This window comes from Spirillospora sp. NPDC048823, assembly GCF_043198445.1.
Taxonomy (GTDB): domain Bacteria; phylum Actinomycetota; class Actinomycetes; order Streptosporangiales; family Streptosporangiaceae; genus Spirillospora.
Window position 1 is genome coordinate 108,362 of sequence record NZ_JBICUT010000021.1, and the last position, 8,940, is coordinate 117,301.

Genomic DNA, 8,940 nt, shown 5'->3' on the forward strand with positions numbered 1-8,940 from the left:
ATCCCAGAGGCCGGACACATCCGCCCCCGGGCCGAGACGGGGCCCCGCCACCGCGTCCTGTATCCGTTCGGCCTCGGCGAGTTTCTCCTCGTCCGGCGGCTCGGGGAGCATCCGCGTGAGATCGGCGATCCTGCGGAGGAGGGCAGCGTAGCCGCGCCGGAACTCTACGTCGATCTGCAGGCGTTCTTCGTCCGCGTCCGCAGCCAGACGCAAAGGTCCAGGCGATCGAGCGTGTGTACGACATCGCGTTCGAGCTTGTTCAACTGGCTGGGAGCAGACCATTGATCCGAGTCTTCGCGCCAGCGAAGCCGGTAGCCCCACCACATCGCGCGTGGATTGGCGCGCAGGCTCGTCTTACCTCGCTCGACCGAATACCGTGCCTGCTCTTGGACGGTGACCAGCCACGACTGGCGCTCATCCCAGACCGGCCCCCACTCGTCGGGCTCGACGACGTATTCGGCAAGTGCCTCCATGGCGTCGATCAGGGTGCCGCGCTTCCGCGATGGCGTACTCGCCTCGCCGCACGTACAGCGGGGGGAAGATCAAGACGTTCACTGCCAGTCCGATGGCAAGCCCGATCCCGACATCGCCGAGACGAGGCCAGACATAATCGACGACCTGGTGGCCCCCGAACAGCAGCGCGAACAGCGCGATGAACGCGACTTGCGGCGACTGGTCGCCGAGCCTGCGCCAGCCCGCGATCATCATCCCGACGAAGAGGACGACGGCGATCCCGAACGTGTTCGGTCCGATCAACAATCCGACGGGTATCGCGATGCCCGCACCGACGGCGAATCCGGCACCGTAGGCAAGGCTTTCTGTGAGGGACCACGCCACCGTCGGATACACGCCGAGCAGCGCCGCCAGTGGAGCGAAATAAGGCTGGGGGTGACCGACAAGGTATCTGGCCACCAGCCATGCGACGGAGGCCGCCACGACGGCCTTCAACGTCAGCTTGAGGCGCTCTCCCCGGTATCGGCGTCCGGCAACAGGTTTCAGACGGCTTCGCAGCCCCGGGAATCGCACCGAACACCGGTTCCCATTGACCGGCTTTCAAACCAGGTCGCCTGGCCCACGCCGCCTTCGAACCAGAAGGGTCACCGTGCCCCAGGGGTAGCCGACGAGTCGCGGGAGGCCGGTTCGCAGGCCGGACCTCAGCCGTTGGACGGAGGCGACAAAACCTTGAAGTCGTTCGGCTGTGGAGGTGCGGAACGGGTGGTGCCGGGTAGGCGCACCCGAGCGTCATGCCGATCCGCTCTCACAGAAGGGGTGAGCCTGGTGGCGTTCAACCCGCTCGAACACCGCGGTATCCCGCTGAACGACCAGCTGCGTAACTGGGGCCAGCTGGACGTCGCGCCCGTCGATCCCGACACCTCCGATCCCTACACCAAGTGCCGCATCATCGCGATGAACGGCATCGAGGTGGAGGCGATCATGTTCAGTCACCACTTCAACCGGGTCTGCCCGGATCTGGAGGTCAAGCAGCAGCTCGCGCAGGTCCGCAACATCGAGCAGCAGCAGCAGAAGGTCGTCAACTGGCTGCTGCCCGGCCAGGCGTCGGTGCTGGAGACCACGATCTCCTACGAGCAGGTCGCGGTCGACCTGACCGGCTGGGTCGCCCGGCAGGAGCCCGATCCCCACCTCAAGCAGGCCTACCAGTTCGGGCTGCTGGAGGACTTCGACCACCTGTACCGGTACGCCAACCTGTACGAGATGATCGAGCACCGCAAGGCCGAGAAGATCATCGATCAGCTCACCGAGGCGATTCCGGGACGGCCGACGCGGCTGCATCACCGCCACCCGATCGACAACGTCCGCGAGCCCTACGATCGGGAGGCGGCCGCGCCGATCTCGAGGCTGCACGCGCTGACGATCATGGCGGCCGAGCAGCAGACGATGAACTTTTACATGAACGTCGGCCCCATGTACATGGAGCCCATCGCCCGGCAGCTCTACCAGGAGATCGGGCTGGTCGAAGAGGAGCACGTCACCCACTACGAGTCGCTGGTGGACCCAGGGGAGACCTGGTGGGAACGGCTGGTCAACCACGAGTACAACGAGTGCTACCTGTACTACTCGTTCATGCAGACCGAGACCGACCCGCGCATCAAGGGCATCTGGGAACTGCACCTGAACATGGAGCTGGAGCACCTGCGCATCGCGTGCGACCTGATGCGCCGCCACGACGGCCGCGACCCCGAACAGGTCCTGGCGCCGTCGCTGCCCGAGCCGGTCACCTTCGAGCCGAACAAGCAACTCGTCCGCGAGCTGCTGGCCACCCAGATCGACTGGACGACGCTGGGCACCGGCTACGTCCAGGAGGCCCACCGCCGGTTCGAGGAGTACCAGGACAAGATCAACGCCGAGCGGCCGCCCAGCGACCAGGTCATGGAGGACCACCAGCACAAGTTCGGCGAGGAGTACCGGCTGGAGACCGAGGGGCCGCACCCCGTCCCGAGCATGCGCCAGAACCGCTACCAGTAGCGGACCGATCGACGAAGCGAGGGAAACCTGTGAGCACCAAGACGACGGACGTCTCGTCCACGACCGACCTGGTCGACCTGCTGAAGGCGCAGCACGGCCGGATCCGGGACCTGTTCGACGAGGTGATGCACTCCGAAGGGCGGGAGCGCAAGGAGGCGTTCCGGGCGCTGGTCCGGCTGCTGGCCGTGCACGAGACCGCCGAGGAGGAGATCGTCCACCCGGTGGCCCGGAGACTGCCCGGCGGCGACGGGATCGTGGACGACCGCCTGGCCGAAGAGCGCGAGGCCAAGGAACTGCTGTCCGAGCTGGACGGCATGGACACCGACGACCCCGCGTTCCTGAAGTCGATCGACAAGCTCCGCATCGACGTGCTGACCCACGCCCGCGCCGAGGAGCGCTACGAGTTCGACCGGCTGGCCGGCCAGTTCAGCCCGGTTCAGCTCAAGGGCTTCGCCGCCGCCGTCCGCGCCGCCGAGGCGACCGCCCCCACCCACCCTCATCCCGGGACCGAGAGCGCCACCAAGAATCTGCTCGCCGGCCCGCCCGCCGCGATGATGGACCGCGTCCGCGACATGATCCGCGACGCCCGCGACAAGGGCTGACCACACCGGCGGCCCGGCCGGGTGATGCGGAGAGCACTGTGATGCCCGTCTGGTCGATGTCTGTTCACCCGCCACGTCGCCATCCAGCAGGGAGTGCCGGCCGTAGTCGACAAGCCTCAGAAGCGCGAATGGCCTTCAACGGCTCGGGTAGGCGGCGTATATGAAAGCCGAAATTCTTGTCAAAGAGGTCGAGGAGGTGCGGAGCCGCTCGGGCAACACCCGGTACGTCGTCCGGGACGACGATGGTGCGGAGTACACGACCTTCCGCCCGCAGATAGGACGGGAGGCCCACAGGTACGAGGGCCATCGCGCCCAGATCAGCTACCACGAAGAAGACCGCGGCGGCTTCCACAACGTCTATCTCGACAGGATCGCGCCGGCCGCTTCCGAAGCCGCCGAGGAGCACGCCGAGCACCATCACGAAAAGAACCCGGACGAGGTCGGCTGGGACACCGCCGTCGAGGCCGCGACCTGGCTCCTGGGCAAGCCCGAGGCGGACAAGGCCGTACCGCCAAAGCGCCTTTACGACAAGCTTCGCCCCTTCAAGGACCTTGTAGCCGATGACATCCGTGAAGGCGCTGACGAGAACGAGCATCCCCGGGAACAGTAGCCCCGCCACTCAGCGGAATTAAGAGTCGCCGTGTCCGGCGTAGGGCGCAGCTAGGCGGGTGACACGGGTCTGCATGGTCAACCAGACCCGTCCCACCACCGGCTCCCCCTCGCCTTCCCTCCGCTCCAAACCGGCAATTTCCCAGGTCAGCATGACCGGGATGATCCTGAGTGCGGTCCCGCGGTGATGGACAGTGATCGGTTCGCTGATGGGACCGATGTGCCGCACGAGCACCGTCGGGGAGGGGTGCCCGGGCAGCCCCAGCAGGTCGCCGACCAGCACATCTCCGGCGGCCACCTGGTTCACGGTGACCGAAGGTCGAGATGCGGGATTGGTCATCGTGCCGGACGCTCCCCGGCCGCGGCAGCGGCAAACCCACCACGTCTACCGCCTTTGGGCCCGGCGGCACCTGCCGAAGCGACTAGGGACACTCGCCAAGTGACAGACGTTTCCCGAAGAGGCCGAGGTGGTGTACCTGCCACGCAACCCTTTCTGAACGGCGCGTTGAGATCGCGAATGTTCGGTGAGATCGCGGGCACTGGCCAACGAGCCGCTGGCCGCGGCGTCATTGCTCCGGTCGGCGTGGAGGTGCGCCAGACGTAGGAGAGGACCTTGCGTTACATCTCATTCCATGGGCAGACCGACAGCGACCAGGCCACCGATCCCGTTGAGCTCGGACCCGTCGGTGGTCAGCCGGCCGCGCATGGGCTCGGCGCAGAGAGCTGTCCGAAGGTGCCGCACGGTCTGCGTGGCCGTTCAGCCACCGACGAGAAACCGGATGGTCACGACGGGAGATCATCCTGACCGCAGGCCGTCGCGTGCCTCGGGTGCTTCGGCGATGAGCACGTCCCCACCGGGCCCGGAGCTGATCTAGGCCTGTTGTGCTGCCTACTGCCCTTCCGCGGCGGCCTGCTCGAGGTCCTGGTCCGACAGCATTCGCTCGTCGGCGTCAGTGGTGGGTTCGGTGCTCGGGGTGAAGCGTAGGCCGTCCATGTAGGGCGTGGGCTGGCCGCGGCGGACGTCGAGGAACTCCTTGGCGTAGTAGCGGCGGGCCTCCTCGACGGTCTTGTCGCCGGTCACGATGTCGTGCACCAGGTTTAGCGCCAGGAAGTTGGCCTGTTCGTCATGGCAGCGGGCGGACAGTTCCCCCGCCGTACGCTCGGCGATCACGCTGCCGTCGAACTCGGCGATTGCGGTGAACTTCTCTGGTGGAACCCGGTAGTCGAGAACCGACAGCACCGAGTCGATGTGGGGTACGGGGAACTGGTGCTCATGGAAGGTCCGGGACGCCTCCACCCGCTTCCATGGGCCGGGCTGGTGCCAGATAAGCAATGATTCGGCCGCTTCGTCCGGCTCACCGTAGGTGTCGAGGACGATCTGTGCCGCTTCCCGCGAATCCTCGGGCCAGTCGTCGATGATCGCGGTCGCGTCTTGGGTCTTCATCGTCTTCTCCTCTTGGTGAACTCCATCGCGGCTGCCAGAGCATCTCTGTCCTTCAGCGGATCGGCTCTTCAGCGGATTGGCGGTTGCGGATGCCCGGCACGCGTAGGGCCAGTGGTTCCCGGGCCAGAAGAGTTCAGTCCTGCCCCTGGCCGCTGATCTCGTCCCTCGCCTGCTCCGTGCGGCTGCAACCACATAACCGGCCGGGGCGCCCTCCGACTGACTCCAGTGGAGCAACCGGTCGTCCGGCGGGGGAAACCGCCAAGCCCACGTAGGACATTGAGATCCCCATGCTGGTCACCGACGGGCTCGCGGCCTTGGGACGGGCTTGTTCGCTGCCGGTAGTGGACCGGCGTTGGTGTGGGCGGAGGCTGCAGGGTTGGGCACGTGCCGTCTCTCGACTTCGCGATGTGCTCGGGAGGGAAGTGGTACCGGCCGTTTGACCGGCGTGCAGCGGGGAAGTTGCGCCTCCGATGTGTGGCTGCCCGGGGCGTGACGTCCTCACCGGGCTCGGTGTTCGGGATCGACTCGGAGGAGAGCAGGAATGGCCGACAGGGTCGCCGAGATCTGGGGGGCGCGGACGCCGTATGGCGCGGGGGAGCCGTGGCCCGTCCGCGTTGACCAGTACCTCGAAGAGGGGGTTTCCGAGGACGAGGTCGAGTGGGTCCAGTCGGCCTGTGTGCTGTGCTCGAACGGTTGCGGCATGGACATCGGTGTTCACGGGGGCCGTATGGTCGGTGTGCGGGGACGCGGCACGGACCGTGCCAACCACGGCCGGCTCGGGCCCAAGGGCCTGTTCGGGTGGCAGGCCGGTAGCTCACCAGACCGGCTGACGCACCCGCTGGTGCGGCGGGACGGAGAGTTGCGTCCGGCGAGCTGGGACGAGGCGATGGGCCTGGTCGTCGACCGCACGCGGGAGGTCCTGGACGAGCGAGGTCCGCTCGGGATGGGGTTCTACAACTCCGGGCAGCTGTTCCTGGAGGACTACTACACGCTTTCGCTGATCGTCCGGGCGGGTATCGGGACACCGCACCTGGACGGGAACACACGGCTGTGCACGGCAACCGCCGATTTCGCATTGAAGGAGACCTTCGGCACCGACGGCGATCCCGGCTCGATGGCCGACTTCGACGAATGCGACACGATCTTCGCCATCGGCCACAACATCGCCGAGACGCACACCGTCCTGTGGACCCGGATCCTCGACCGGCTCCAGGGCCCCGACCGGCCGCGGCTGGTGGTGGTCGATCCGCGCCGGACGAAGGTCGCCCAAGAGGCGGATGTCCACCTGCCGATCCGCAGCGGCACGAACCTGGCGCTGCTGAACGGGATCCAGCACGAACTGCTGGCCAACGGCTGGGTCGACCGGGACTTCATCGAGAACCACACGACCGGTATCAGCGGGCTCGAAGGGGTCGTGAAGCAGTATCCGCCCGAGCGTGCCGCCGAGATATGCGGTGTCCCCGCAGACGACATCCGGGAAGCGGCCCGGGTCATCGGCACCGGTCGGCGTCTGGTCTCCACGTGTTTGCAGGGCGTGTACCAGTCGCACCAGGCGACCGCGTCCGCCTGCCAGGTCAACAACGTCAACCTGCTGCGCGGGATGATCGGCAGGCCCGGCTGCACGGTCTTCCAGATGAACGGTCAGCCGACCGCGCAGAACACCCGGGAGACCGGCGCCAACGGCGATCTGGCCGGGATGCGCAATTGGCAGAATCCCGAGCACGTCCAGGAACTCGCCCGGATCTGGAACGTCGACGACATCCAGATCCCGAGCTGGGCGCCGCCCACGCACGTCATGCAGATGTTCCGGTATGCCGAAGAGGGTTCGATCCGCTTCCTGTGGATCGTCGGAACCAATCCGGCTGTCTCCTTGCCGGAGCTGCACCGGATCCGCTCGATCCTGAAGCAGGAACGGCTGTTCGTCGTGGTCAGCGACGCGTTCTTGACCGAGACGGCCGAGTTCGCCGATGTCGTCCTGCCCGCCGCGATGTGGGGGGAGAAGACCGGCACCTACACCAACCACGACCGGACGGTGCATCTGTCGGACAAGGCCGTCCAGCCGCCAGGCGAGGCCCGCGCGGACATGGAGGTCTTCCTGGACTACGCGCGCCGCCTGGAGTTGACCGACAAGGACGGCGCACCGTTGCTGAAGTGGCGCACACCCGAAGAATGCTTCGATGCGTTCAAGGAGATGACCCGTGGCCGTCCCTGCGACTACACAGGTCTGTCCTACGACAAACTCCGCGGCGGCAGCGGCATCCCTTGGCCGTGCAACGACAAAGCTCCCGAAGGCACCGAACGCCTCTACACCGACCACCAGTTCAACACCAGTAGCGACTTCTGTGAAGACTACGGCCACGCCATGCTCACCGGCGCCGCCTACGAGTACAAAGACCACGCGGCGATGACGACGGCCGGCCGTGCCGTCCTCAAGACAGCGCATTACCTACCGCCGCATGAGCCGCCCGGCGACGAGTACCCGTTCCTGCTGAACACCGGACGCTCGGTCTACCACTGGCACACCCGCACCAAGACCGGGCGGGCCCGCCAACTCGATGCCGCCGCTCCCGACGTGTGGACCGAGATCTCACCGGCGGACGCCCAGAGACTCGACATCGCCGAAGGCGACCTGGTACGGATCCGGTCACCCCGGGGCCAGGTCGAGGCCAGGGCGCGCGTCAGCGGGATCCGCGACGGCGTCGTCTTCCTCCCGTTCCACTACGGTCACTGGGACCGCGACCAAGCCGCCGAGCCCGATGGACGGCCGCGCGCAGCGAACGACCTGACGATCACCGACTGGGACCCGGTCTCCAAACAGCCGGTGTTCAAAACGGCCGCCGTACGGGTCGAGAAGATCGCAGATGGCGGTGGTGAGCCATCCCCCGCGCCGACTACCGCGGGAGCCGAGCCACCACCCGGAGCAGGCCCGGCGACCACCGGCGGCCACGGCGTCACCGAGACCTTCAAGGACGGCGTGTCATGAAGCTCGACAAGGCGATCGAGCAGGTCCAGGACGCCGAGGCCGATCTCGCCAAAGAGCTGCGCAGCCTCGCAGACAGGCACGCGGTCGAGCACGACCTCTACCACCTCGGCCTCACCCTCGCCCAGCAGTGCGCCGAGCATGTCGAGAGCCTCGCCCCGTTCGCCGACCGGTACGGAGCCTCCGGCCAGAAGGTCGCCGGACCCCCCGGGCTCCTGGACCCCATCCGGAAAGCCAGCGCCCGGATGGCCGACCGCTCCGAGCCGGTCGGCATGCTGCTGCTCCGCGACCTGCGCAACCTCTACCTCGGCGCGCAAGAAGCAGAGATCGCCTGGGTGATCCTCGTCCAGGCCGCTCAAGCCGCCCGCGACCGCGACCTTCTCAACCTCGCCAGCACATGCCGCGAGACCGCTGAAACACGCGGAAAATGGCTCCGCACCCGCATCAAGGTCACCGCCCCACAAGTCCTCGTAAGCGGTTAACAACCTGGAGGGCGACATTTGCCACGACGTGTGAATCGCGGCCTGTTTGGTGCGAGGCCATAGGGGAAACCTGGTCCCAGCCAGCGAGTGGGCCAAGTTTCGCCGCAGATTCCAGGAGGTTGTCGTACGTGGAGCACGACCGGAAAGAACCAGCCACGGATTCGCAGGCCCTCTCGGAGCCCACGCCGCCCTACCCCAAGCAGCGGCAGGAGCCTCCCGGCATCGAGCAGCAGGTCGAACCCAGCCCTGGTCTTTCACGAAGCCTGGCTGTTGAGTGGCGCGCCTAAACAGAAAAATGCTCCTGAACTGGGATGATGTGGAGTGTCGAAGTCCGTATCA

At 66.7% G+C, this 8,940-nt stretch carries 9 protein-coding genes; 5 read left to right on the forward strand and 4 right to left on the reverse strand.

What is annotated here, in order from left to right; genetic code table 11:
• Window positions 1-164: 164 nt before the first annotated feature.
• Together ACGFK0_RS34330 and ACGFK0_RS34335 are read right to left on the reverse strand one after the other, a co-directional pair.
• Window positions 165-473 (reverse strand): hypothetical protein, encoded by a 309-nt coding sequence (locus tag ACGFK0_RS34330; RefSeq protein WP_392912662.1) that lies wholly within the window; start codon window positions 471-473, stop codon window positions 165-167.
• Window positions 415-1,026, reverse strand: coding sequence for an aromatic acid exporter family protein (locus ACGFK0_RS34335; RefSeq protein WP_392912633.1), 612 nt, complete (start codon window positions 1,024-1,026; stop codon window positions 415-417). The genes ACGFK0_RS34330 and ACGFK0_RS34335 overlap by 59 nt, the downstream gene beginning before the upstream one ends.
• Window positions 1,027-1,269: 243 nt before the next feature.
• Between ACGFK0_RS34335 and ACGFK0_RS34340 the strand changes: the two genes are divergently transcribed.
• The 3 genes from ACGFK0_RS34340 to ACGFK0_RS34350 all read left to right on the forward strand — a co-directional run bounded on the left by ACGFK0_RS34340 (window position 1,270) and on the right by ACGFK0_RS34350 (window position 3,696).
• Window positions 1,270-2,484, forward strand: coding sequence for a hypothetical protein (locus ACGFK0_RS34340; protein ID WP_392912635.1), 1,215 nt, complete (start codon window positions 1,270-1,272; stop codon window positions 2,482-2,484).
• A gap of 29 nt (window positions 2,485-2,513) precedes the next feature.
• Window positions 2,514-3,086, forward strand: coding sequence for a hemerythrin domain-containing protein (locus tag ACGFK0_RS34345; protein WP_392912637.1), 573 nt, complete (start codon window positions 2,514-2,516; stop codon window positions 3,084-3,086).
• 160 nt (window positions 3,087-3,246) lie between these two features.
• Window positions 3,247-3,696 (forward strand): hypothetical protein, encoded by a 450-nt coding sequence (locus tag ACGFK0_RS34350; protein ID WP_392912639.1) that lies wholly within the window; start codon window positions 3,247-3,249, stop codon window positions 3,694-3,696.
• Between the two features lie 18 nt (window positions 3,697-3,714).
• Here the strand turns inward: ACGFK0_RS34350 and ACGFK0_RS34355 are convergent, their stop codons facing one another.
• Complete coding sequence (locus ACGFK0_RS34355; protein WP_392912641.1) at window positions 3,715-4,035, reverse strand: hypothetical protein; 321 nt, start codon at window positions 4,033-4,035, stop codon at window positions 3,715-3,717.
• Window positions 4,036-4,584: 549 nt separating this feature from the next.
• Window positions 4,585-5,139, reverse strand: coding sequence for a hypothetical protein (locus ACGFK0_RS34360; RefSeq protein ID WP_392912643.1), 555 nt, complete (start codon window positions 5,137-5,139; stop codon window positions 4,585-4,587).
• 541 nt (window positions 5,140-5,680) lie between these two features.
• Here ACGFK0_RS34360 and ACGFK0_RS34365 point away from each other — a divergent pair.
• Both ACGFK0_RS34365 and ACGFK0_RS34370 read left to right on the forward strand, forming a co-directional pair.
• Entirely contained in the window at window positions 5,681-8,122 is a 2,442-nt protein-coding gene (locus ACGFK0_RS34365; protein WP_392912645.1) for a molybdopterin oxidoreductase family protein, read from the forward strand.
• A complete protein-coding gene (locus ACGFK0_RS34370; protein WP_392912647.1) occupies window positions 8,119-8,601 on the forward strand; it encodes a hypothetical protein in 483 nt (160 codons plus the stop codon). The genes ACGFK0_RS34365 and ACGFK0_RS34370 overlap by 4 nt, the downstream gene beginning before the upstream one ends.
• Window positions 8,602-8,940: the final 339 nt, after the last annotated feature.

Excerpts from the sequence above, each read along its gene's own strand:
- ACGFK0_RS34330 (WP_392912662.1), bottom strand. The coding sequence starts at position 473 with ATGGAGGCACTTGCCGAATACGTCGTCGAGCCCGACGAGTGGGGGCCG.
- ACGFK0_RS34350 (WP_392912639.1), top strand. The coding sequence starts at position 3,247 with ATGAAAGCCGAAATTCTTGTCAAAGAGGTCGAGGAGGTGCGGAGCCGC.
- ACGFK0_RS34360 (WP_392912643.1), bottom strand. The coding sequence starts at position 5,139 with ATGAAGACCCAAGACGCGACCGCGATCATCGACGACTGGCCCGAGGAT.
- ACGFK0_RS34355 (WP_392912641.1), bottom strand. The coding sequence starts at position 4,035 with ATGACCAATCCCGCATCTCGACCTTCGGTCACCGTGAACCAGGTGGCC.
- ACGFK0_RS34365 (WP_392912645.1), top strand. The coding sequence starts at position 5,681 with ATGGCCGACAGGGTCGCCGAGATCTGGGGGGCGCGGACGCCGTATGGC.
- ACGFK0_RS34370 (WP_392912647.1), top strand. The coding sequence starts at position 8,119 with ATGAAGCTCGACAAGGCGATCGAGCAGGTCCAGGACGCCGAGGCCGAT.